This window comes from Bradyrhizobium sp. MI1.4, from assembly GCF_055811315.1.
Genome location: NZ_JBVVPP010000003.1, coordinates 88,037 through 112,155 on the forward strand (window position 1 = coordinate 88,037; position 24,119 = coordinate 112,155).

At 63.9% G+C, this 24,119-nt stretch carries 23 protein-coding genes; 16 read left to right on the forward strand and 7 right to left on the reverse strand.

Annotated elements, in window-relative coordinates; translation table 11 throughout:
• Window positions 1-115: 115 nt before the first annotated feature.
• Entirely contained in the window at window positions 116-1,093 is a 978-nt protein-coding gene (locus tag AC0L23_RS04680) for an SMP-30/gluconolactonase/LRE family protein (RefSeq protein WP_085352132.1), read from the reverse strand.
• 89 nt (window positions 1,094-1,182) lie between these two features.
• Between AC0L23_RS04680 and AC0L23_RS04685 the strand changes: the two genes are divergently transcribed.
• The gene (locus AC0L23_RS04685) at window positions 1,183-2,007 is read left to right on the forward strand and encodes an NAD-dependent epimerase/dehydratase family protein (protein WP_085362272.1); all 825 of its coding nucleotides are present in this window, start codon (window positions 1,183-1,185) and stop codon (window positions 2,005-2,007) included.
• A gap of 38 nt (window positions 2,008-2,045) precedes the next feature.
• On the opposite strand, the gene AC0L23_RS04690 is transcribed toward AC0L23_RS04685, so the two are convergent.
• On the reverse strand, window positions 2,046-3,317 hold the full coding sequence (locus tag AC0L23_RS04690; RefSeq protein WP_085362273.1) for an MFS transporter: 1,272 nt from the start codon (window positions 3,315-3,317) through the stop codon (window positions 2,046-2,048).
• A 298-nt stretch (window positions 3,318-3,615) separates the two neighbouring features.
• Between AC0L23_RS04690 and AC0L23_RS04695 the strand changes: the two genes are divergently transcribed.
• A complete protein-coding gene (locus tag AC0L23_RS04695) occupies window positions 3,616-4,029 on the forward strand; it encodes a hypothetical protein (protein ID WP_085362274.1) in 414 nt (137 codons plus the stop codon).
• Window positions 4,030-4,095: 66 nt separating this feature from the next.
• Here the strand turns inward: AC0L23_RS04695 and AC0L23_RS04700 are convergent, their stop codons facing one another.
• On the reverse strand, window positions 4,096-4,512 hold the full coding sequence (locus tag AC0L23_RS04700) for a DUF1236 domain-containing protein (protein WP_026233295.1): 417 nt from the start codon (window positions 4,510-4,512) through the stop codon (window positions 4,096-4,098).
• 180 nt (window positions 4,513-4,692) lie between these two features.
• Entirely contained in the window at window positions 4,693-5,394 is a 702-nt protein-coding gene (locus tag AC0L23_RS04705) for a GntR family transcriptional regulator (RefSeq protein ID WP_085362275.1), read from the reverse strand.
• Window positions 5,395-5,570: 176 nt separating this feature from the next.
• On the opposite strand from AC0L23_RS04705, the gene AC0L23_RS04710 reads away from it, so the two are divergent.
• The 4 genes from AC0L23_RS04710 (at window position 5,571) to AC0L23_RS04725 (ending at window position 10,439) form a co-directional block, all read left to right on the forward strand.
• Window positions 5,571-7,301, forward strand: coding sequence for an IlvD/Edd family dehydratase (locus AC0L23_RS04710; protein ID WP_085385948.1), 1,731 nt, complete (start codon window positions 5,571-5,573; stop codon window positions 7,299-7,301).
• Window positions 7,302-7,363: 62 nt separating this feature from the next.
• On the forward strand, window positions 7,364-8,371 hold the full coding sequence (locus tag AC0L23_RS04715) for a TRAP transporter substrate-binding protein (RefSeq protein WP_085362277.1): 1,008 nt from the start codon (window positions 7,364-7,366) through the stop codon (window positions 8,369-8,371).
• Window positions 8,372-8,520: 149 nt separating this feature from the next.
• Complete coding sequence (locus AC0L23_RS04720; RefSeq protein ID WP_085362278.1) at window positions 8,521-9,102, forward strand: TRAP transporter small permease; 582 nt, start codon at window positions 8,521-8,523, stop codon at window positions 9,100-9,102.
• Window positions 9,099-10,439: a TRAP transporter large permease gene (locus tag AC0L23_RS04725; protein ID WP_085362279.1), complete on the forward strand. Its 1,341-nt coding sequence runs from the start codon at window positions 9,099-9,101 to the stop codon at window positions 10,437-10,439. Before AC0L23_RS04720 ends, AC0L23_RS04725 begins: the two co-directional genes overlap by 4 nt.
• 17 nt (window positions 10,440-10,456) lie before the next feature.
• Here AC0L23_RS04725 and AC0L23_RS04730 read toward each other — a convergent pair whose 3' ends face one another.
• Window positions 10,457-11,251 carry an enoyl-CoA hydratase/isomerase family protein gene (locus AC0L23_RS04730; RefSeq protein WP_018457067.1) on the reverse strand — a complete coding sequence of 265 codons (795 nt, stop codon included), beginning with the start codon at window positions 11,249-11,251 and terminating at the stop codon, window positions 10,457-10,459.
• A gap of 225 nt (window positions 11,252-11,476) precedes the next feature.
• Between AC0L23_RS04730 and AC0L23_RS04735 the strand changes: the two genes are divergently transcribed.
• Window positions 11,477-12,697 (forward strand): NAD(P)/FAD-dependent oxidoreductase, encoded by a 1,221-nt coding sequence (locus AC0L23_RS04735; RefSeq protein ID WP_085362280.1) that lies wholly within the window; start codon window positions 11,477-11,479, stop codon window positions 12,695-12,697.
• Here AC0L23_RS04735 and AC0L23_RS04740 read toward each other — a convergent pair whose 3' ends face one another.
• Entirely contained in the window at window positions 12,698-13,615 is a 918-nt protein-coding gene (locus AC0L23_RS04740) for a ribokinase (RefSeq protein ID WP_018457065.1), read from the reverse strand.
• 18 nt (window positions 13,616-13,633) lie between these two features.
• Window positions 13,634-14,527, reverse strand: a complete 894-nt coding sequence (locus AC0L23_RS04745; RefSeq protein ID WP_007593904.1) for a sugar kinase — start codon at window positions 14,525-14,527, stop codon at window positions 13,634-13,636.
• A gap of 210 nt (window positions 14,528-14,737) precedes the next feature.
• Between AC0L23_RS04745 and AC0L23_RS04750 the strand changes: the two genes are divergently transcribed.
• The 9 genes from AC0L23_RS04750 (at window position 14,738) to AC0L23_RS04790 (ending at window position 24,097) form a co-directional block, all read left to right on the forward strand.
• A complete protein-coding gene (locus AC0L23_RS04750; RefSeq protein WP_085362281.1) occupies window positions 14,738-15,586 on the forward strand; it encodes a VOC family protein in 849 nt (282 codons plus the stop codon).
• A 221-nt stretch (window positions 15,587-15,807) separates the two neighbouring features.
• Complete coding sequence (locus AC0L23_RS04755) at window positions 15,808-16,467, forward strand: TetR/AcrR family transcriptional regulator (protein ID WP_018457063.1); 660 nt, start codon at window positions 15,808-15,810, stop codon at window positions 16,465-16,467.
• Between the two features lie 290 nt (window positions 16,468-16,757).
• Window positions 16,758-17,567 (forward strand): ABC transporter permease, encoded by an 810-nt coding sequence (locus tag AC0L23_RS04760; RefSeq protein ID WP_007593901.1) that lies wholly within the window; start codon window positions 16,758-16,760, stop codon window positions 17,565-17,567.
• A 63-nt stretch (window positions 17,568-17,630) separates the two neighbouring features.
• Entirely contained in the window at window positions 17,631-18,623 is a 993-nt protein-coding gene (locus tag AC0L23_RS04765) for an ABC transporter substrate-binding protein (RefSeq protein WP_085385884.1), read from the forward strand.
• Window positions 18,624-18,637: 14 nt separating this feature from the next.
• The gene (locus AC0L23_RS04770) at window positions 18,638-19,468 is read left to right on the forward strand and encodes an ABC transporter ATP-binding protein (RefSeq protein WP_210350960.1); all 831 of its coding nucleotides are present in this window, start codon (window positions 18,638-18,640) and stop codon (window positions 19,466-19,468) included.
• 4 nt (window positions 19,469-19,472) lie between these two features.
• The gene (locus tag AC0L23_RS04775; protein ID WP_085362284.1) at window positions 19,473-20,870 is read left to right on the forward strand and encodes a hypothetical protein; all 1,398 of its coding nucleotides are present in this window, start codon (window positions 19,473-19,475) and stop codon (window positions 20,868-20,870) included.
• Window positions 20,867-22,018, forward strand: a complete 1,152-nt coding sequence (locus tag AC0L23_RS04780; protein WP_085362285.1) for a Gfo/Idh/MocA family protein — start codon at window positions 20,867-20,869, stop codon at window positions 22,016-22,018. Before AC0L23_RS04775 ends, AC0L23_RS04780 begins: the two co-directional genes overlap by 4 nt.
• 10 nt (window positions 22,019-22,028) lie before the next feature.
• Window positions 22,029-23,234, forward strand: coding sequence for a dihydrodipicolinate synthase family protein (locus AC0L23_RS04785; protein WP_018457057.1), 1,206 nt, complete (start codon window positions 22,029-22,031; stop codon window positions 23,232-23,234).
• A complete protein-coding gene (locus AC0L23_RS04790) occupies window positions 23,234-24,097 on the forward strand; it encodes a sugar phosphate isomerase/epimerase family protein (RefSeq protein ID WP_018457056.1) in 864 nt (287 codons plus the stop codon). The genes AC0L23_RS04785 and AC0L23_RS04790 overlap by 1 nt, the downstream gene beginning before the upstream one ends.
• The last annotated feature ends 22 nt before the right edge of the window (window positions 24,098-24,119 follow it).

Below are 24,119 nucleotides of genomic sequence, written 5' to 3' on the forward strand. Positions count from 1 at the left end.
CTATCTTTCGTCATTGCGAGGAGCGAAGCGACGAAGCAATCCAGGCTGCCTCCGCGGAAAGATTCTGGATTGCTTCGCTCCGCTCGCAATGACGAGAGGCGTGACGGAGGAAAAACTATCCCCCGACCGCGCCCTGCGTGTTCACATACAATGCGTAGATCGACTGGCTCGCGGCCATGAACAGGCGGTTGCGCTTGACGCCGCCGAAGCAGAGATTGGCGCAGCGTTCGGGCAGCGCGATGCGGCCGATCATGACGCCGTCGGGCGCGAACACCACGACGCCGTCGAGCTCGGGATCGCCCATGCCCCAGCCGCACCAGAGATTGCCGTCGATGTCGCAGCGCATGCCATCAGGCGTGCCCGGGCCGGCGTCGATGTGGACGCGCTTGTTGGAGATGGTGGCGCCGTCAGGCGAGACGTCATAGGCGAGGATTTTCCGGTTCGGCACGCCGCGTGATTCCACGACGTAGAGGATTGTCTCGTCCGGCGAGAAGCACAGCCCGTTGGGCCCGAGCACGCCTTCGGCAACGATGGTCGCCTTGCCGGTCGCGGGATCGAGCCTGTAGACGTTCGGCTCGATCTCGGGCTCGGCCTTGTAGCCCTCGTAATTGCCGAGTAGGCCGAAAGTGGGATCGGTGAACCAAACCGCGCCGTCGGACTTCACCACGACGTCGTTCGGCGAGTTGAGCTTCTTGCCGCCGAACGAGTCCATCAGCACGGTGATGCTGCCGTCATATTCGGTGCGGGTGACGCGTCGCCCGCCATGCTCGCATGTGACGAGCCGACCCTGGCGATCCCTGGTGTGGCCGTTGGCGAAATTGGAGGGCTTGCGGAACACCGAGACCGCGCCGGTCTCCTCTTCCCATTTGACGATGCGCTGGTTCGGAATGTCGCTGCACAGGAGATAGCGCCCGTCGCCGAACCACACCGGACCCTCGGCCCAGCGCAGGCCGGTCGTCAGCCGCTCCACCGCCGAGAGTTTCAGCCAGTATTTTTCGAAGCGGGGATCGAGTGCCTTTATCGCCGGATCGGGATAGTAGCTCGCCGGCCGCCAGCCTGGCCGCTCCTGGGGATGGGACGATGCCTCATTCATGTCGGTTCTCTCGTTTCGTTCCCTCTGGACAATCCTGCTATCATTAGAGACATGTGACCGCAAATTGGTTGCCAAAGGCGAGGAAAGACATGGCGCGCATCTTGATGACGGGAGCTTCGGGCGGGATAGGAACGCGTCTGCGAAAACTGTTGCCGCCGATCTATCCGGACCTGTTGCTCAGCGACATCCGCCCGCCCGCCGATCTCGGCCCCAACGAACAATTCAAGGCGGCGGACCTCTCTGACCTGGCGCAGTGCGAGGCGATCTGCGAGGGCGTCGACGGCATCATCCATTTCGGCGGCTATTCGGTCGAAGGTCCCTGGAACGACATCCTCCAGGCCAACATCATCGGCGGCTACAATCTGTTCGAGGCCGCGTATCGCAAGGGCGTCAAGCGTGTGGTGTTCGCCTCCTCGAACCATGCCGTCGGATTCTATCCCCGCCACCACAAGATCGGCACCGACGTGACCCCGCGCCCCGATGGCCGCTATGGCGTCAGCAAGGTATTCGGCGAAGCGGTCGGCGCGCTCTATGCTGACAAGCATGGCCTGAAGGTGACTTGCCTTCGCATTGGCAATTTCGGCGACGTGCCGCTGGACCATCGCCGGATCTCGATCTGGCTGAAGCCGGAAGATCTGGTGCAGCTCTGCCGGATCGGGCTCGAGCATCCCGACATTCATTTCGAGATCTTCTACGGCGTGTCCCTGAACGAGCGTGCCTGGTGGGACAACCACCGCGCCTACGAGTTCGGTTACCGTCCGACGGGGCGCTCCGAGGATCATGTGGCACATGCGATGGCCGAGCAGGCCAAGCTGAAGCCCGATCCGGTCGGCGATCACTATCAGGGCGGCGCGTTCTGCAGCAACGAGTTCGACGGCGACACAAGTCGCATCATCGATTGGACCAAGCGGTAGGAGCGCATTCGCAAATCCAGGGTGTCGGAATCGACGCGCTAAACAACGCGTTTGCCGGCCTGGGCCGCGATGGGCCTCTGTACAAAGTACATCAGGATCAGGGAAATCACCGCCGTCGTCACGACGACGTATCCCAGCCGGTCGAAATGCCGGAGCGTACCGTCGGCGTCCTGCGCGATGAGTGCGGCGGCGAGCACGGAGCCGAGCCCGCCGGAGAGCTGTTGCAGCGACGCGCCGACCGCGCTGAAGGAGCCGCGTTGCGCCGGCTCGGGGATTGCCGAAATCAACGCCTGCGAAGGAATCATGCGGGAGAAGATGCCGACGAACATCAGGACGTTGACCAGGATCGCGACCGTCAGGCTCACCTCGCCGAGATGGGTGTAGATCAGCACCATCACGATGGACATGGCGCTGCCGAAGACGAAGGTGGGGTATTTGCCGAAGGCATCGCTCGCGCGTCCCACCAGCGGGCCGATGACAATGCTGAACAGGCCGGAGACGAGATAGATCGTCGGCAGATGCACGATGTCGATGCCGAGATTGTGCACCGTGTAGGCGCTGCCGAACGGCATCAGCATGTAGCCGCCGGTCGCCAGCAGGGTCGTTACCGAAAACGCCATCCAATAACGCGGCTGCGAGACCGTGGCGATCAGATGCCGGAACGGATTTCGATCCTGCTTCAGCCCGAGATGGCCGTTCACCGGCTTCATCAGGAGCATCACTGCGGTCATCCCGATCACCGACAGTCCGACCAGCGCGCCGAACGCGACGTGCCAGTTCCACTGGTTGGCGAGGAAAAGACCGGCCGGGATGCCCAGCACCTGGCTTGCAGCGAAGGCGGTTTGCACGAAACCCATGACGCGGCCGCGCAATTGCAGCGTGAACAAATCGGTGACGATGGCGAGCACGACCGAGCCGATCACGCCGCCGAACAGGCCGGTCACGATCCGCCCCAGCAGCAACAGATGATAGTTGGGCGCGATCGCGCACAGCATCGTGCCAAGGGTGAAGCCGGCGTAGAAGAACAACAGCAGCCGCTTGCGATCAAACCGGTCGGCAAAGCCGGCCGCCAGGATACCGGAAATCCCCGCGCTGAACGCATAGGCCGAGACCGCCACGCCGAACTGAGCGGCCGAAATATCGAGCGCCGGCATCATGATGGCGCCGAGCGGCGACATGATCATGAAATCGATGATGATCGTGAACTGGACCAGCGCCAGCAGCGCAACGAGGATCGCCTGGTAGCGCGAAAAGCCTCGGGATGGCGCTTGCCGCTCGGCGATCGGCTCCGTCAGGGTTTGTTCGGTCATGGCATTCATTTGGGAGGGAGTGGAGGAGGACGCGCGACGTGGCGCCGGAGCCCGGCCATATTTATTTCCGGCTCTGCGAAATTTCGATGGCTTGACAAACAGTTTTAGTGCCCGTCCCGCCGTGGTGCCTCGATTCACACAGGGCGAGCGACGCAAAGGCCTGAGCCTCGCTTTGGTCGTTCCGGCCATTGATCCAGATCAACGTTGCTCTGGCCGTCTGGCTCTCGATTTTGCGAGACCGCAATTCGGCAATCGGTGCCTCGATCACGGCTCAACGGCGGCAGCGCGAGTCAGGACAATGAAAATCGAATTGCCAGCCGCCGTACTGCTCACGCTGTTCATGTCGGGACCGGCGCGGGCCGCGATGCTCGGCGACGCCGAGGCGACGTTTCTCGACCAGCTCGTCACCGCATCCGCGGTGCTCGAACAACGATGTGTCGGCTACGAGGTCAATGGTGCCGGCAGTGTACAGCTCGGCGCCCGACTTCTCGGCAGCACGGATGCTGCGATGGCGATGATCGACGCCTATGCTGCAGCCGTCAAGGCCCGCGATGGCGAGAGCTCCGATCCCGGTAAATTCCGCCCCGAAGTGTCCGACGCTGCCGGCAAAACGTTCAGGCGCGTCCGGACCGATCTGATCAGAAACCCGAAGAGAGCCTGCGCCGACTATGGCGATGCCAGCGTGGATCGCGGTCTGCTGAGGCGGTACTGAACCGGGACTTCAGGGATTCAGATCTGCGCAAACGAAAGGGCCGTCTCGAAAGACGGCCCTTGGTTGTTATTCGACGATCTCAACGATCCGGTGGGTTCGCGGTTCGACCAGAACCGTGCGACCGTTCACCACCGTGTAACGATACTCACGGGCGCCGTACTCGGGCGGCACCTCGTAATAGGTCACGCCCTCTTCCGGAAGAACCGCCCCGACTCTCACATCCTCGCGGTACTGATATGAGGGCCGCCGCTGTTCGACGACGTAGGAGTGAAAGCGAGGACGTTGATCGACACCAAGGACTCCCGCCACGCCGCCAACGACGCCGCCGACGACGCCACCCACAACTGCACCGACAGGCCCTGCCGCTCGCTCACCATCCCGCGCACCGCGTTCGACGCCTCCGGGAACGCCCTGGGCCTGGGTCGTTACGGGAAGCAGGACGGCGACGGCAACAGCGGCGGCTCCGACTAAACGGCAAATCATGGCAGCTCCTATGGTGGGGGATTGGTGCAAGACCAAGTACCAAGCCGACCATAGGTTCCCCGGAAGTTGTGGACTGCGGGCATTATTGCCCGAATGGGCTCGTGCGGCCTGCAATTGCGGGCAATCCAGCGCGCCCTTACCGCGTGAACTGCACCACCGCGAGAAGCGAACGTCTCCCATCTATGAACGCGGGCCCTGCTGTTCGGCTCGCTCATCCCCAATCCGCGCCAAGTAATCCTTCTTGCTGAACTGCATGTGATCCACACACAGCTGCGCCAGCGCCCAGCTGTCGCGGCCCTTCAACAGCTCGATCATGAGCTCGTGCTGGCGGCGCGATTGTGCCAGCCCGTCGCTGTCGGCGAGATTCTTGGCGCGCATCGGCAGGGTCAGGTTCATGTAGTGCTGCAGCGAGCGCACCAGATAGGGATTGCCGCAGGCCGAGAACAGCGCGAGGTGGAAGGCGTCGTTGGCTTCATGGATGCCGCGCAGGTCCTGCAAATCCGCTCTCGCGCAATATTGCCGCTGCAATGCAGAGAGCTCATCGATCAGGCCTTGCTGTGCGGGCAGGGGGATCATCAGCGCCGCCTGCCGGGTCAGCATCTCCCGGACCTCGTAGATCTGCCGGACCTCTTCGGCCGAATAGAACCGCACGGTGGCGCCGACATTCTTCTCGCGGCGGACGATGCCCCGGCGCTCCGCATCCACCAAGGCCTGCCGCACGAAATGGCGCGAAGTGCCGTAAGCCGACATCAGCGCGTCCTCTGTGAGGCGCGCGCCTGGCGCAAGTCGGCCGAAGATGATGTCCTCTTCGAGCCGCGCGACGATGTCGTCCGGATCGTCGCGCCGGACCATCGTGGCGTCTGCGATGTGAATGTCGGACATGCCCTCGGCCTCCCGGCGCTTGGCCGGTTCGTCCTGTGGAGCAGGGAAGGCCCTGATTGTCAATAATCTGGTCTCCCACCAGCGCGCAACACGGGTAAATGGCAGGTTTGACGTCTGTCTTATTGACAATCAAGGGGCAGTCTGTAGGACAATGACCCGGTAATGGGAGTGGTATGATGACGAGTGGGTTGCGCAAAGGGCTGACGAGCTATGGCGATGCCGGCTTCTCGCTGTTCCTGCGCAAGGCGTTCATCAAGGCCATGGGCTATTCCGACGACGCGCTGGAGCGTCCGATCGTCGGCATCACCAACACCTATAGCGACTACAATCCCTGCCACGGCAACGTCCCGCAGATCATCGAGGCCGCCAAGCGCGGCGTGATGCTGTCGGGCGCGATGCCGTTCGTGTTCCCGACGATCTCGATCGCGGAGAGTTTTGCGCATCCGACCTCGATGTATCTGCGCAATCTGATGGCGATGGACACCGAGGAGATGATCCGCGCGCAGCCGATGGATTCGGCGATCGTCATCGGCGGCTGCGACAAGACTCTTCCTGCGCAGGTGATGGCGGCGATCAGCGCCGACCTGCCGACGGTGGTCATCCCCGTTGGCCCCATGGTGGTTGGTCATCACAAGGGCGAGGTGCTGGGCGCCTGCACCGATTGCCGTCGCCTCTGGGGCAAGTATCGCGCCGGCGAAATGGATGATGTCGAGATCGAGGCGGTGAACGGCCGCCTTGCGCCGTCGGTCGGCACCTGCATGGTGATGGGCACCGCCTCCACCATGGCCTGCATGATCGAGGCCATGGGCCTGTCGCTGCCGATGAGCGCGACGATTCCCGCCCCGCATGCGGAGCGCTTTCGCCTTGCCGAGGCGAGCGGCAGGGTGGCCGCCGAGATGGCCAAGACCAAAGGTCCGAAGCCGAGCGAGGTGCTGACGCCGGCATCTTTTAAGAATGCCCAGGTCGTGCTCCAGGCGATCGGCGGCTCGACCAACGGCCTGATCCATTTGACCGCGATGGCACATCGTTCGCCACACCGGCTCGACCTCGGGGTGTTCGACCAGATCGGCCGCGAGGTGCCGGTGCTGGTCGATCTCAAGCCGTCCGGCGAGCATTACATGGAGCATTTCCATCACGCCGGCGGCGTGCCGAAACTGCTGGCGCAACTCGGCGATCTCGTCGATCTCGATGCCAAGACGATCACCGGCCAGACGCTGCGCGATATCGCGGCGAACGCGGAAGACGTGCCCGGCCAGGACGCGATCCGTCCGCGGGACAATCCGATCAAGAAGGAAGGTGGCCTCGCCGTGCTGCACGGTAATCTCGCGCCGCGCGGCGCGGTTATCAAGCAATCCGCCGCGAGCCCAAAGCTGCTGCAACACACGGGCCGTGCGGTGGTGTTCGAATCGGTCGAGGATATGACGCTGCGGGTGGACGATCCCGATCTCGACGTCACGGCCGATGACGTGCTGGTGCTGCGCAACGCCGGTCCTAAGGGCGCGCCCGGCATGCCGGAGGCGGGCTATCTGCCGATCCCGAAGAAGCTCGCGCGCGCTGGGACCAAGGACATGGTGCGCATTTCGGATGCGCGCATGAGCGGCACCGCATTCGGCACCATCGTGCTGCACATCACTCCGGAATCCGCCGTCGGCGGCCCGCTGGCGCTGGTGAAGAACGGCGACATGATCCGACTCGACGTCGCCAAGCGCAGCATCGAGCTTCTGGTGGATGCTACCGAGCTGGAACGGCGGCGTACGGCATTGAAGCCCGCGGCTGCGCCGGATGAGGCGCGGCGCGGCTATGCGTGGCTGTTCAACGAGACCATCATGCAGGCCGACGAGGGCTGCGATTTCGATTTCATGCAGAGGACTGGGAAGAAGACTGAGCAGAAAACTAAGAGAGGGTGACCAACCACCCGGAAGCGTAGCCCAGACCGCTAAAGCGGCGGGCGTTAAAACAGGGGGAAACGATGATCGCACGATCCATGCCAAGATTCTTACATCGGCTGGCGGCAACGGCCGCAATCCTGTTCGTCACGGGCGCATCTGCGCAGGAGGTGAAGCATTATCGCTTCGCCTACGACCAGCCGCGCAATACCGGCTACTCCATCGCGGGCGACCTCTTTGCCGAAAAGCTCAAGGAATTGAGCAAAGGCACCATGATCATCGATCAATATCCGGGCGCGCAGCTCGGGCAGGAGCCGCAGGTGCTCCAGCTCGTGAAGGCGGGCGACGTCGAGTTCTCGATCATCTCCTCGGCGAACACCGCGACGATCTCGCCGCAAGCGGGCGTGATGTCGTTGCACTTCCTGTTCCGCGACGAGAACCACGTGGTCAAGGGTCTGGCCGATCCAAAAGTGTTCGAGGCGCTCAAGACCATGATCGACGAGACCACGCACGGCCTGCATGTGATCGCGACGGGGTCGCAGGGCGTGCGCCACATGTACTCCAAGAAGGAGATTCACAATGTCGGCGACATCAAGGGCCTGAAGATCCGGGTGCAGGCGACTGCGACCGAGGACACCATGTTCCCGGCCTACGGCGCCCAGACCGTGCACATGCCGTTCGGCAGCGTCTACACGAGCCTGCAGACCGGCGTGGTCGACGTCGCCGAGAACAGCATCAATGTCTACCTCGTCAACAAGCACTACGAGGTCGCCCCGGTCCTGAACATCACCGAGCACGAGGCCAACAACGCGTTGGTGTTCATCTCCGACAAGCTCTGGCAGAGCCTGTCGGCGGAGCAGAAGCAATGGGTGCAGGCGGCGGGGAACGAGGTCAGCTCCAAGGAGCCGCAGAAGGCCTTCGACCTCGAACGCACCGCGGCAGAGAAGCTGAAGAAGATGGGCGTGAAGATCGTCGACAACGTCGACAAGAAGACCTTCACGGCGATCGCCGATCCCTATCTCGACAAGCTCGCCAAGGAGCTCGGCCCGCACGCCGAGAAGATCAAGGATTTGATCCGCTCGATCAACTAGGCCGCGTACCGTTGCCTCCGCGTCGTCCCGGCGAAAGCCGGGACCCATACGCCGCGGCGGAGCTTGGGGCAGGATAGCCGCCAGCTTGCTTTGACCACACGCAGCTGGGGATATGGGTCGCGGCTTTCGCCGGGACGACGGGGATAGTGATGACAATCGCCGACAAACTGCTGGTGCAACGCCAACGGCACCTCAAATGGCGCGGGCTGGACTGGCTCGAGCTCGCCTTGATGATCCTGTGCGGCGTGCTCTGCTTCGGCTTCTCGCTGTCGGTGACCGCCGACATCGTCACCCGTACCATCGGCCATCCCTGGCTCTGGCTCCAGGAAGTGACCTCGACGCTGTTCATCTATGCGATTTTCGTCGGCACCGCGGCCGCGACCCGGCGCAACGACCACCTCTATCTCACCGCGATCTCCGAGGCGATGCACGGCACGCCGCGTCTGATCGTCGAAGTCATCATCCGGATCGTGGTGCTCGGCGTCGCCTTCGGCCTGATCTTGTACGGATATCAGAACTATCTTCGCGGCTTCGGCAGTTTTCGCCTGCCGTCGGGCACGCCGATCGCCTCGCTCTACGCGATCATCCCGCTGTCGGGCGTGCTGGTCGGCCTGTTCACCATCGAGCAGCTCGTCAACGGTCTGCGCAACGGCTTTGACCACCCCGAGCCGCCCGAAGAGGATGACGGGGCGCCTGTTATCACCGACGCGCAGATGAGGGCGCAGCCGTGAGCGCACCCCTTGTTCTGGCGTTGATGACGGTCTGCTTCCTGTCGTTCGGCTATCTCGGCGTGCCCGTGCCGTTCTCGCTGATGGCCGGTGTCTTCATCGGCGCGCTGCTGTCGGACGTCTCGCTCGCCGCAATCATCCAGAAAATCTTCGACGGCGTCGATTCCGAGGCGCTGCTGGCGATCCCGTTCTTCCTGCTGGTCGGCGAGCTCATGAGCTCGGCCAATGTGGTGGTTCGAATAGCCAACCTCTCGGTGTCCCTCGTTGGCCACATCAGAGGCGGCCTGTCGCAGGTCGTGGTCGTCTTCAGCATGTTCTTCTCGGAAATGTCGGGCTCGACCACGGCCGACGTCGCTGTGATGAGCCGCGCTCTGGGCGGCCCGATGAAGCGCGAGGGTTACGAGCCCGCCTTCATCGCCGCGATCATCGCATCCGCATCGACCATCGCGGCGCTGGTGCCGCCGAGCATCACCGCGGTGGTCTATGGCGCCGTCGGCAATGTCTCGATCGCCGGCCTGTTCATGGCAGGCGTCGTGCCGGGCCTGATGATCGGCTTCGGGTTGATGATCTATTGCTATTTCTTCGGCCCGTCCGGCCTGCGCAAGCCGCGCGCGCCGCTGCGGCAGGTGGTGTTCGCGGCCGGCGATGCGGCGCTGCCGCTGATGATTCCGGTGATCCTGTTGGGGGGCATCCTGACCGGCTGGTTCACGCCGACGGAAGCCGGTGTCGTCGCCGTGGTCTGGATTGTCGTCGTCGTGATCCCAGCGCTCAACCGCGGGCATATCAGGAAGATTCCGTACGATTTCTGTCTCGCCGGCCTGATCTTCTCGCTGCCGCTGATCACGATCGGCGCCGCCAATGCGTTCGGCTGGATGCTCGCCTATTTGCGCGGTGCAAGCTGCATCGCCGAAGTCATCACCTCGCTCGCCGGCAACGACCCGCATCTGATCATGCTGCTGATGGTGCTGCTGTTCACGGTCGTCGGCGATTTCATCGAGCCGGTGCCGACCATCATCATTTTCATGCCGCTGGTCAACACACTGACGGAAGCCGGCGACATCAACGCCGTGCATATGGGCGTGGTGCTGATCGCCACGCTCGCCTTCGGCCTGATCACGCCGCCTTACGGCTTGGTGCTGCTGATGGCCTCGAAATTCGTCGGCGTCAGTTTCGCAAAGGCGCTACGCGCCGCTTTGCCGATCTATCTGGTGTTCCTCGGGACGATCGCGTTTGCGATCTATTTCCCGAGTGTGGTGCTGTGGCTGCCGCAGAAAGTGCTGCCGGAATCGGTCGGATGCTTCAAGTCGCCGGCGGGCACGGGCTATATCTGTCCCAAGTAAGCCTGCTCGAGTGAACGCTACTTGCTCTTGCTGGTGAATTTCTTCACGGCGGTTCGAAACTCCGCAGTGTTCATCGCCATGATGATCTTGTGCTCCTCGGCGTCGAGCTGCTGCTTCACCGGGGTCGTGGCGGCCTGGTAGACCAGCGACTTGGTGCCGGCAATCGCGGCGAGCGGGTTCTGCGCCAGCCGCTCGGCGAGGGTTCGCGTTGCCGCCTTCAACTCGGCGGCGGGAACGAGCTTCGCAACCAGACCCCATTCATGGGCCTGCTGCGCGGTAAAATTATCCTCGGCCAGGAAAATCTGCAGCGCGCGGCGGGAGCCGACCGTGTTGACGATGCCGACCGTAGATCCGCCATCCGGCGAGACGCCGATCTTGGCATAGGCCGGCGTGAATTTGGCATCCTCGGCGGCGATGCAGAGATCGGTGACGAAGGCGAGGCCCATGCCGGCGCCGGCCGCCGAGCCGTGCACGCTGGACAGCGAGACCTTCGGCATGCGCCGGAGGATCTCGATGAAGGCGTGATAGTGCTTCAACAGCTCGCCGACGACCGGCGTCACCGTGCCCGCTTCGGCGGCGGCGCCGATCGTCTGCAGATCGCCGCCAGCCGAGAAGGCGCGGCCTTCGCCTTCGAGGACCACGACCCTGATGTCGTCGGCGCCCTCAATGTAAGCCGCGAGCTGTTCGAGCTGTTGTGCAATCGCCAGATTGATCGAGTTGAACGCGGCGGGCCGGTTGAGCGTGATGGTCGCGATCGGCCCGTCGATCCGCAGCAAGGCGGGATCGTCGGGCTGGGAGACGGGAGCTGGCATCTTGAAATCCCCGGCATGAGGTCGTTCGTGCGACTAAATCGCAGAAGGCGAGGGGTGACAATCCCCGGCAGGCGCCCTTGCGCAAGCCGGAACGATAGGTTCAAATGGACCTGCCTTCGTCAGGGACGGACACGAGCGCCGGCTCCTCCTGGGCAAGCAAGCCAAAATCAGCGCGAGAGGAGACGACATGGGTGACGCTCGTGTCTTGCGGAAATGGGCTGTCCAATGACGGACGGTCCGGTGGTCATTATCGGTGCCGGCCATGGCGGCTACCAGGTGGCGGCATCGCTGCGTCAGGCGGGATTTTCCGCTGCTATCTGCCTGATCAACGACGAGGCGCATCTGCCCTATCAGCGGCCGCCTTTGTCCAAGGCTTACATCAAGGGGACCGCCGGGCCGGAGAGCCTGATGTTCCGGCCGGGGAAATTCTACCAGGACCAGAGCATCGAGCTGGTCGCGGGCCGCGCCGTGTCGATCGACCGCGCGGGGCGCAAGGTGCTGCTCGCCTCGGGCAGGCCGCTGCCCTACGGCCACCTCGTGCTGGCGACCGGCGCCCGCAACCGGCTGCTCGATCTGCCCAATGCGAACCTTCCCGACGTGAAATATCTGCGCATCCTCGACGACAGCGAGGCGCTGCGGCAGATCATGCCGTCAAAGACGCGGGTCGTGGTGATCGGCGCCGGCTTCATCGGCCTCGAATTCGCGGCCACCGCGCGCATCAAGGGGCTAGAGGTCGACGTGCTCGAACTCGCCCCGCGCGTGATGGCGCGCGCGGTGACGGCTGAGGTGTCGGAGTATTTTCAGGCGCGGCATCGCGAGGCCGGCATCCGCATCCACCTCGGCGTGCAAGCAACCGCGATCGAGGCGGAGGACGGCAAGGTCACCGGCGTCTCCTTGAGCGACGGAAGGCATTTGCCGGCGGATCTTGTCGTGGTCGGCGTCGGCGTGCTGCCGAACATCGAGCTTGCGGCGGAGGCGGGGCTGCCGGTCGCGGCCGGGATCATCGTCGACGAATATCTCTCGACGGCCGATCCTGATATCTCGGCGATCGGCGATTGCGCGCTGTTCAACAGCCCGCGCTTCGGCGGATCGCAGCGGCTGGAATCGGTGCAGAATGCCACCGATCACGCGCGCTGCCTCGCGGCGCGGCTGACCGGCGACCGCAAGGCCTATGACAGCCATCCCTGGTTCTGGAGCGACCAGGGCGAGGACAAGCTCCAGATCGCGGGCCTCACCACCGGCTACGACCGCGTCGTCCTGCGCGGCGATCCCACCAGGAAGGCATTCTCGGCGTTCTGCTACAAGGGCGACAATCTGCTCGGCATCGAATCGATCAACCGTGCCGGCGACCACATGTTCGGCCGCCGCCTGTTCGGCCTGGATCGCTCGATCACGCCGGAGCATGCCGCCGACGAAAGTTTCGACCTGAAGGGCGCGCTGGCGTGATCAGTTCGCATTGAGGACGGCGGCGACTTCCGCGGCCGTCGGCATCGACGGCCCCGCGCCCATGCGCTGCACGGAGATCGAGGCGGCGGCATTGGCGAAGGCGAGTGCTGCGCGCAAGTCGACGCCGTCGGCGAGTTGCGCCGCGAGTGCTCCCACAAAACAATCGCCTGCGCCCGTGGTGTCGACCGCCTTCACCACGCGGCCTTGCACCGAAATCTCCTCGCGTCCCGCGAGCGCCAGCACGCCGCGCTTGCCGAGGGTCACGCAGATGGTCTGGTCCTCGCGCGCCTGAAGTTTTCGTGCGACGTCGAGGATGCGCGCGGCCTCGTCACTGTCGGACAACTCCACGCCGGCGAGGAGGCCGAGCTCGGTCTCGTTCAGCACGAGGATGTCGATCAGCGCGAGCAATTCGCTCGACATGGTTTGTGCCGGAGCCGGATTGAGCAGCGTCGTGGCGCCAATGTCGCGAGCCCGCCGGAAGAACGCGGCGATCGTCGGCAGCGGGATCTCGAATTGGCTGACCGCGACGTCGCCCTTGGCTAGCGGGACGGCCGCGACGTCATCGACGCCGACAAGCGCATTGCTGCCGGGAATGACGACGATGGTGTTGTCGGCCTCCGCCACCGTGATGATGGCCGTGCCTGTGTGCGCCTCGGCCGTCTCTCGGATCGCGCCGAGATCGATGCCTTGCGCGCCGAGGAACGTCCTCAGCTCACCGCCGAACGAATCCTTGCCCAGCCGGCCGATCAGCGTGGTCCGCGCGCCAAGCCGCGACGCCGCCACCGCCTGGTTGGCGCCCTTGCCGCCCGGAAAATACAGCACCTGCTTGCCGGCGACGGTCTCGCCGACCCTGGGATGGCGATCGGCTGTCGCCACCACATCCATGTTGATGCTGCCGGCGACGAAGACGCGCCCCATGAGAGACCCCTGCGAGCGCTAGACCCTAACCTCGAACTCGTGCCTGACCTTGGCGATGTCGACAAGAGTCGGCAGGCCAGCTTCGTTGCCAAGACGCTGGATCTTGAAGGTCGAGGCTGCCCGGGCAAAATCGAAATGCTCGCGCCAGCTTTTGCCGGGATGGGCGAGATAGGAATAGACATAGGCGCCATGGAAGACGTCGCCGGCGCCGTTGGTGTCGATCACGCGCTCGCGCGGAATCGGCATCGCCGGCATCACCTGCACCGTTCCGGTCTCGTCGTACCAGAGCAGGCCCTTCTCGCCCATGGTGATGCCGCCGATCTTGCAGCCGCGGCTCTTGAGATAGTCCAGCATCTTTTCCGGCGTCAGATCCATCTGCTCGCACAGGCGCTCGGCGACGATCGCGACGTCGATGAATTCCAATAGCTCATGCGTGTTGGTGCGCAGGCCGCCACCGTCGAGCGAGGTCAAGATGCCAGCCTCGCGGCAGACTTTTGCGTAGTGGATCGCGGCATCGGGCTGATGGCCGTCGACATGCAGCGCGCGGCAGCCGCCGAGATTGAGCATCGGGAAGGGATGGATGTGGTCGTCGTCGCGGCAGCGGACGATGGCGCGCTTGCCGTCCTTGGGCATGATGAAGGACAGCGAGGACTGATTGACCTTCCGCCCATGGAGCGAAATCGCATATTTCGCGCACATGTCCATGAACATGCGGCCGAGCCAGTCATTGGCCGCGGTGGCGATCAGATCGGGCACGATGCCGAGCTTGGCGCAGCAGAACGCCGCGGTCACCGCATTGCCGCCGAAGGAAACCGCGTAGTCGGAGGCCACGTGCTTCTCGTCGCCGGTCGGCATGTGGTCGGTGATGAAGACGACGTCGATATAGGTCTGTCCGATGAAGAGAGCCTGCATTGCTTGTCCGTGATGCGCTTTGTGGTCCCGGCCGGCGTGCTTACTGTAACACCGGTTCCGTCGCGGGACCGCTGAAATTATTCGCAAAACCGCCGCTGGGAGTGCTTGAGGTCGGCATGCGGCCGGAATACGACCATCACCGGGCAATGCCAAGCCCGGACAAACGCCGTCTCTCGGTCCACGGTTCCGGGCCGCTCAACAGGGGGAAGCATGATCACCGGCCTCGATCACGTCGTCGCACTGGTCAGGGATATCGGTGCGGCCAAGGCGGCCTATCAGACGCTGCTCGGGCGCGCGCCGGCCTGGCAGAACTCGGGCGAGGGCGCCGACCGGGTGTTGTTCACTCTTGCGAACATGACGATCGAATTGATGGCGCCGAACGGCTTCAGCGTGGCCGCCGACCGCATGCGCGCGCTGCTCGACGACCAGGAAGGCGTGCTCGCCAGCCTGTGCTTTCGTGTCGCGGACATGAGAAAAATGCACCGGCGGCTGGAGCGGGTGGCGCTCAAGCCGGATCCGGTCGCCGAGGTCGAAAGCAGCGATGCGGAGAGCGGTGCGGTCCTGCACTGGAAGCGGACGCGCGCCGCCACGGAGCTCACGCGCGGCGTGCGCACGTTCTTCCTCGAACTGGCTGATGAGCGTCCGCTTTCACCGGCGACCGATATCGCGCCGATCGATGCGCTCGACCACGTCGTGATCACCACCGAGGACTCCGATCGCGCCGCCGCGCTCTATGGCGCGCGGCTCGGGCTCGATCTGGCGCTCGACCGCTCGCACCAGGATTGGGGCCAGCTGATGTTCTTCCGCTGCGGCGATCTCGTCGTCGAGGTGGTGCGCCGCCCCGTCGCGGGCGGCGATTCCCTGCATGACCGCCTGTGGGGCCTGAGCTGGCGGGTGACCGATATCGACGCCACGCGCGCCCGCCTGATCGCCGCCGGCCTCGACGTCAGCGACGTGCGCAACGGCCGCAAGCCGGGCACGCGGGTGATGACGGTGCGGACCGGCACCTGCGGCATCCAGACGGTCCTGCTGGAGCGCTCGCCGAAGCCGGTGGATTGAGGTTCAGTCCTCCCCTCGTCATTGCGAGGAGCTCTTGCGACGAAGCAACCCAGACTGCCTCCGTGGTGGCAGTCTGGATTGGGTCGCTACGCTCGCAATGACGAAACTATGCGGCGGGCCGAGCGCGTGTTACACGGCATCCTGATAGCACCCAGCGAGCAACCGGTTTGGCGAAAGCAGCGGCAAAGCGAACTCTGAAATGGCAGCGCGATCCCGAGGGGATGCGGCTGCGCATTCTCGAAGCCGCCAAGCAGGAATTCTCGGCGCACGGGCTTGCCGGTGCGCGCGTCGACCGCATCGCGGCCAACGCCGGCGCCAACAAGCGGATGCTGTATTATCACGTCGGCAACAAGGACGAGCTCTATCTCGCGGTGCTCGAAGGCGCCTATGACAAGATCCGCAGCGAGGAGCGCGGGCTCGATCTCGAACATCTCGATCCGCCCGAGGCCATCCGCCGCCTGATCGAGTTCACCTGGAATTATTTCCTGCGCAATCCCGAATTCCTGTCGCTGCTCCAGACCGAGAATCTCGCGCGCGCAAAGCATCTCAAGAAATCGACCAAGGTGAAGTCGATGCACTCGCCCTTCGTCGAGATGATCGGCACCGTGGTGCGGCGCGGTGTGTCCGGCGGCGACTTCAAGGTCGCGGTCGATCCTGTCCAGCTCTACATCTCGATCGCGGGACTCTGCTTCTTCTATCTGTCGAACTCGGCGACGCTCAGCGTGATCTTCGGTCGCGATTTGCTGGCCAAGGACGCCAAGGACGAGCGGCTGGACCACATGGTCGGCCTCGTGCTGGCAGCGCTGACGGGGCAGTCGGCCGCACTGTTAGCTATGACGAAGGCGCCGAAGTCGCGCGCCGCGGTGGCGCAGACGGTTTAGCGGTGTAACTCGCTACAGCTCGATGGATTATCGGCGCTTCTCCGAACTCAGCCGTCATCGTCCGGCTTGACCGGACGATCCAGTACTCCGAGACGGTTGTGGTTGAGCCGACGGGCCGCGGCGTATTGGATTCCCCGCCTTCGCGGGGAATGACACCGAAGACGTGGCGCTGCCGACGCGTCCCTCAAGCCACCCGGAATCCGCCCAAAACGTCGCAGGAAAACCGCTGGACAGTATTTACCCAACGGGTTAATTTCTCGCCCAACGAACAAGACTGCCGGGAGTGAGACGTGGCTGAGCTGAAGCCGCAGAGTGCGGTGTCCAAGATGCTGAATGCGGCCTGGATTCGGCCGTTTTTGTTCCTGGTGTTCATCGTCGTGGCCTGGGATCTCGCCATCCGGCTGTTCAAGATTCCCGCCTACCAGATCCCGTCGCCGGGCGATGTCATCGCGGTGCTGCGCACCGATTGGCCGGAACTGTTGCGCCAGTCCTGGCCGACGACTTATGCCACCGTCTGCGGTTTCGCGCTCTCGGCGTTGTTTGGCATCCCCATCGCGATGCTGATCGCGGGCTCCAAGACCGTGGAGAGCTACGTCTATCCGCTGCTGGTGTTCTCGCAATCCGTGCCGAAGATCGCGATCGCGCCGCTGTTCGTGGTCTGGTTTGGCTTCGGCATCATTCCGAAAGTGATCTCGGCGTTCCTGCTCGGCTTCTTTCCGGTGGTGGTCTCCGCCGTGCAGGGCTTCAAATCGGTCGATCCAGATATGGTCGATCTCGCCCGCGCCATGCAGGGCAGCCGCTTCCAGGTGTTTTGCGCGGTGAACCTCCCGCATGCGCTGCCGGCGATCTTCTCCGGCCTCAAAGTGTCGGTGACGCTCGCCGTGGTCGGCGCCGTCGTCGGCGAGTTCGTCGGATCCAATTCCGGCATCGGCTATGTGATGCAGCGCTCGATCGGCACCTTCGACCTGCCCACGATGTTCGCAGCGCTCGTGATCCTCGCGCTGCTCGGCGTCATCCTGTTCTGGATCGTGGACCGGATCGAGAAGCTGGTCATTCCCTGGCATGTTAGCCAGCGCGAGGACGTGATTTTCGCCTCTTAACAACAACCAAAGCGACGAACGGCCGCCAAACGGCCGACGCAACAACGAGAAGGGAGAGTGACGATGAAGCGGTGGATAGGAGTTGTCTCGGCGGCGCTGATGGTGTTCGCGGCCATGCCGGCGCAAGCAGCCGACAAAGTCGTGCTGATGCTCAACTGGTACGTCTATGGCGAGCACGCGCCGTTCTATTACGGCAAGGCCAAGGGCATCTACGCAGCCGAAGGCATCGACCTCGAGATCCAGGAAGGCCGCGGCTCGGCCGCGACCACGCAGGCGGTGGCCGCCAAGACCGCCGATTTCGGCTATGTCGACGTGCCCACCATGATGCGTGCCGCGATCAAGGGCGCGCCGGTGGTCGCGACCGGCGTGCTGCTCCAGACCAGCCCGATGTCCGCGATGGGTTTCGCCGACAAGAACATCAGGAAGCCGGAGGATATCAAGGGCAAGACAGTCGCGATCACGCCGGCCGATTCCATGACCCAGATCTGGCCGTTGTTCCTGAAGAAGACCGGCCTGAAGGAAAGTGACTTCCAGACGGTTGCCGGCGACGGCCAGACCAAGCTCAACGCGGTCATCAACGGCCAGGCTGATCTCTTGCTCGGCTATGTCATGGACCAGTCCATGAAGATCAAGGACGCCACCGGCAAGGACGTCTATCCGATCAAGTTCGCCGACTACGGCATCAACATGGTCTCCTCGGGCATCATCGCCAACACTGATTATGTGAAGGCCAATGCCGATCTCGTCCGCCGCTTCATGTCGGCGACGACCAAGGCGGTCGAGGCCGCCGAGAAGGAGCCGAAGGCCGCGGCGCAGTCGATCCTCGATGCCAACCCAAAGGGCGGCAAGGTCGACACGCTGACGCAGGGTTTTGAGCTAACCATTCCGCTCTACCGGACTGCTGAGACCAAGAGCAAGCGGCCGTTCCAGGTCACCGACCAGAACATGACCGACAGCGTCAACCTGATGGTCGAATATGGCGGGCTCGATGCCAAGGCCAAGGAGAACCCGAAGGCGTTCTATACCAACGACTATCTGCCGAAGAGCGGTTCGTGAAACCCGCGACAGCCATGAGTGAAACCCTGCAACCGGCCGCGCATCTGAGACTGGTGAGCGACCGGGCTGCGGGCGATGCGTCGGGCATCAAACTGTCCGGCGTGTCGAAGACCTATAGGACGCGCGACGGCGATGTGCCGTCGTTGCGGCCGCTCGACTTTCACATCAATGACGGCGAGTTCTTCGTCGTGGTCGGCCCATCCGGCTGCGGCAAGTCCACGCTGCTCAAGCTGATCTCGGGACTGCTGCCGCCGACGACGGGCGAGATCCTGGTCGAGGGTGAGAAGGTGACGACGCCGCACGGCAATGTCGGCATCGTGTTCCAGAACGCGCTGCTGCTGCCATGGCGCAACATCCTGTCCAACGTGATGCTGCCGATCGACATGAAGCGGCTGCCGCGCCAGACATATCTCGACCGCGCCAAGGCGCTGTTGAAGCTGGTCGGGCTCGAAGGCTTCGAGAAGAAGCTGCCGTGGCAGCTCTCCGGGGGCATGCAGCAGCGCGCCTCGATCTGCCGCGCGCTGGTGCATGATCCCAGGATCATGCTGATGGACGAGCCGTTCGGCGCCCTCGACGCGTTGACGCGCGAGCGCATGAATGTCGAGCTGATGCGGATCCAGCGCGAGACCAGAAAGACGGTGCTGCTGATCACGCATTCGATCCCCGAGGCCGTGTTCCTCGCCGATCGCGTGCTGGTCATGACCGAGCGGCCCGGCGCGGTCGCCGCGATCTACGACGTCCCGCTGCCGCGCCCGCGCTCGCTCGACGTGATGGCCGACCCTGTGTTCACCGAACTCGTCCAGCGCATCCGCAAGCATTTCTTCTCGCAAGGTTCGCTGGACTAAAGCCATGGCGCCGCGTCTGAAGCTGCGAGATATCGCGTTCTTCGAACGTCCCGTGCAGTTCGCGCGGCCGTTCCGCTTCGGCGCGATCACGATCAACGCGACGCCGCAGCTGTTCGTGCGGGTCGAGATCGAGGTGGAGGGCCGGGGAAGCGCGGTCGGTGCCAGCGCCGAGCTGCTGGTGCCGAAATGGTTCGACAAGCGGCCGGAACTGTCGCCGGCGCAGACTGTCGATGATTTGCGCCGCGCGCTGGAGATCGCGCGGGGGCTTTATCTCGCGCGAACCGGGTTTTTGACGGCATTCGATCTGCATGCCTCGTGCATCGGTGCCCAGGTCGCGACATGTGCGAAAAAGAACATTCCGGCGCTTGCGGCGGCTTACGGCCCCGCCGAAATCGACAAAGCGATCCTCGATGCGCTGCTCCGCGCTGCCGAGACCAATTTTTTCGACGGCATGGCCGGCAACATCGCCGGCATCGACGCGCGGCTTTCGCCCGACCTGAAGGAGACGGATCTCACGACGTTTCTATCCGGCCGGAAGCCGCTGCCGCGTGTTGCCATCAGGCATACCGTCGGCCTCGACGACACCGTTGAAGGCGAGGGCGGGGTTGCCGATGCCCGCGAGAACTCCGGGGCAAGATACTTCAAGCTGAAGCTGTCGGGGGACCCCGTCGCCGATGCAGCGCGGCTGGCGCGCATCGGCAAGGAGCTCGATGCGCTGGACCGTGACTACAACCTGACGCTCGATGCCAACGAGCAATATGCCGATCTCGCAGCCTTGCATGAACTCATCGGCCGGCTCGACCATGACACTGCGCTGCGATCGATTTCATCCAGGCTGCTCTATATCGAGCAGCCAATGCCGCGCGATGTTACGAGGCTGTCGCCGCTCGGCTCTCTCGCTGCGCGCGGTTTCATCATCGACGAAGCCGACGATTCCTACGATACGTTTCCTGCGGCACGGGCGCTTGGCTATCACGGCATCTCGTCGAAATCGTGCAAAGGGCTTTACAAGTCCATCGTCAACGCGACGCGCGCGGCGAAATGGAGCGTGGCCGGCGAAAGATTCTTCGTGACCGGCGAGGACCTGACCTGCCAGGCGGGCGTCGCCGTGCAGCAGGACCTTGCGCTCGGTGCCTTCATCGGCATCACCCATGCCGAACGTAACGGCCATCATTATGTGGATGGCTTCGGTGATACGCCTGCCGCAGAGACCCAAGCGTTCGCCGCCGCTCACCCCGATCTCTACGCCGATGCCGGGCAGGGTATCCGTCTCTCCATTCACGACGGCGATCTCCTGACGGGATCGCTTCGCACAACGGGTTTTGCGACGTCGGTCCATCCGGACTGGTCGGCGCTACGCCCGCTCGAACAGCCCAAATCACCTAGGGAGCAATCGGCATGACCACCCAACGCCTCGGCCTCATCATGAACGGCGTCACCGGCCGCATGGGGCTCAACCAGCATCTGATCCGCTCGATCGTCGCGATCCGCGAGCAGGGCGGCGTCCGCTTGAAGAACGGCGACCGCGTGATGCCGGACCCGATCCTGGTCGGCCGCAGCGCCGAGAAGGTCGAGGCCCTTGCCAAGCGCTACAACGTCACGCGCTGGACCACCGATCTCGATGCCGCCCTCGCCGACAAGAACGACACCATGTTCTTCGATGCCGCGACCACACAGGCACGGCCGGGCCTTCTGACCCAGGCCATCAATGCCGGCAAGCACGTTTATTGCGAGAAGCCGATCGCGACGAACTTCGAGGCGGCGCTCGAGGTCGTCAAGCTCGCCAATTCCAAGGGCATCAAGCACGGCACGGTGCAGGACAAGCTGTTCCTGCCCGGCCTGAAGAAGATCGCCTTCCTGCGCGACTCCGGCTTCTTCGGCCGTATTCTCTCGGTGCGCGGCGAGTTCGGCTATTGGGTGTTCGAAGGCGGCTGGCAGGAGGCGCAGCGGCCGTCATGGAATTACCGCGAGGAGGATGGCGGCGGCATCATCCTCGACATGGTTTGCCACTGGCGCTACGTGCTCGACAATCTCTTTGGCGAGGTCGAGAGCGTGAGCTGCATCGGCAACACCGACATCCCCGAGCGTTTCGACGAGCAGGGCAAGAAGTACAAGGCGACCGCCGACGACTCCGCCTATGCCACGTTCCAGCTCAAGGGCGGCGCCATCGCCCACATCAACATGTCCTGGGTGACGCGCGTCTATCGCGACGATCTCGTCACCTTCCAGGTCGACGGCACGCTGGGCTCGGCCGTCGCCGGCCTTTCCGACTGCATGATCCAGGCGCGGCAGGCGACGCCCCGGCCGGTATGGAATCCCGACGAGAAGCGGCTGCACGATTTCAACGGCGACTGGCAGAAGCTGCCTGACAACGTCACCTACGACAACGGCTTCAAGGAGCAGTGGGAGATGTTCATCCGCCACGTCTACGAGGATGCGCCCTACAAATTCACGCTGCTCGAAGGCGTCAAGGGCGTGCAGCTCGCCGAATGCGCGCTGAAGAGCTGGAAGGAGCGGCGCTGGATCGACGTCGCGCCGATTAAGGTCTGAGGAGGGAATAATGAACAAGCCCGTCCAGCCCAAGCCCGTTCCGTCAACGTCGTCCCTGTCGCTCAAGCTGCCGAAAGCCGATCGCTCGATCGAGACCTACCGGCTCGCGGCCTCGCGAACGTTTCCGGCAAAGCTCGAGGGGCCGCTGAGCCGCATCGCGTTCTCGGCCGTCCATACCGTGACCGATCCCTTTGCCGACAACGACCCGTGGCTCTCCGCCGCTGTCGACTGGGACAAGACTATCGCCTTCCGCGAGCACGTCTGGGACCTCGGGCTTGGCGTTGCGGAAGCCATGGACACCGCGCAACGCGGCATGGGGCTGGACTGGCCGACCTCGCTGGAGCTGATCACGCGCTCGGTGTCTGCCGCCAAGCGTCGCAACGCGCTGGTGTTTTCCGGAGCGGGCACCGACCATCTCGCGGTGGAGGACGCCAGAAATATGGACGACGTGATCCGCGCCTATGAGGAGCAGACATCGGCGGTCGAGAAGGTCGGCGGCCGCATCATCTTGATGGCGTCGCGCGCGCTGGCGAAGCTTGGCCGTAATGCCGACGATTACGCAAAGGTCTATGATCGCGTGCTGTCGCAGGTTCGCGAGCCCGTGATCATCCACTGGCTCGGCGACATGTTCGATCCGGCGCTGACGGGATATTGGGGCACCAACGATCTCGACAAGGCGATGGATATTGCGGTCGCCATCATCAACGGCAACGCCGCCAAGGTCGACGGTGTCAAGGTATCGCTGCTCGACAAGCAGCGCGAGATCGACATGCGCCGTCGTCTCGACAAGCGCATCAAGATGTATACGGGCGACGATTTCAATTATGCGGAGCTGATCGCCGGCGACGTCGAAGGCTTTTCGCACGCGCTGCTCGGCATTTTTGACGCGATCGCGCCGGCGGCGTCCTACGCCTTGTCGCGCCTGGCAGCGGGTGACGAAGCCGGCTTCCACGACGTGCTGGGGCCGACGGTGCCGCTGTCGCGGCACATCTTCAAGGCGCCGACGCGGTTCTACAAGACCGGCGTGGTTTTCATGGCCTATCTCAACGGCCACCAGGACCACTTCACCATGGTCGGCGGGCAGGAGAGCACGCGCTCGACGCTGCATCTGGCCGAACTGTTCCGGCTGGCCGACAAGGCCGGACTGCTCGCCGATCCGGAGCTGGCGACGCGGCGGATGCAGGCGGTGCTCTCAACGCACGGAATCGAATCCTGATGCGTGATTTCTCGTCCGACCATCGTTGGCTGTCGCTCAACACGGCGACAATCCGGAAACAGGGTGATCTCGTCGAGATCATCGACGCCTGTGCCAGGCACGGTATCCGCGCCATCGACCCCTGGCGCGACCAGGTCGCAACCGTCGGCCTCGATCGTGCCGCGCGTGCGGTGCGCGATGCCGGTCTCGACCTATCGGGCTATTGCCGTGGCGGCATGTTCACCTCCGACGCAGCGCGCCGCGGCGAGGTGCGAGACGACAACCGGCGCTGCGTCGATGAAGCCAAGGCACTGGGCGCCCCCTGCGTCGTGCTCGTCGTCGGCGGCCTGCCGCAATATTCGCGGCCGGGCAGCGAGGCGTCGAAGGACATCGCCGGCGCGCGGACGCAGGTCGAGGAAGCGCTCGCCGAAATGCTCGACTACGCCAAACAGGCCAAGCTGCCGCTGGCGATCGAGCCGCTGCATCCGGCCTATGCGGCCGACCGCGCCTGCGTCAACACGACGAAGCAGGCGCTCGACATCTGCGACCGGCTCGACCCTGATCGCAGCGGCATGCTCGGCGTCGCGCTGGACGTCTATCACATCTGGTGGGATCCGGAGCTGATGGGGCAGATCGCGCGCGCCGGCCGAGATCGCCTGCTCGCCTTCCATGTCTGCGACTGGCTGGTGCCGACCAGGGACATTCTCAACGACCGCGGGATGATGGGCGACGGCGTGATCGACATCAAATCGGTGCGCGCAGCGGTCGAAGCGCAGGGCTTTGCCGGCTATTCGGAGATCGAAATCTTCTCCAACGACTGGTGGGGTAAACCGTTGGACGAGGTGCTGCAAACCTGCATCGCGCGGCACAAGACGGTGGTTTAGGCCTTCCGGCAATTGTTGCGCG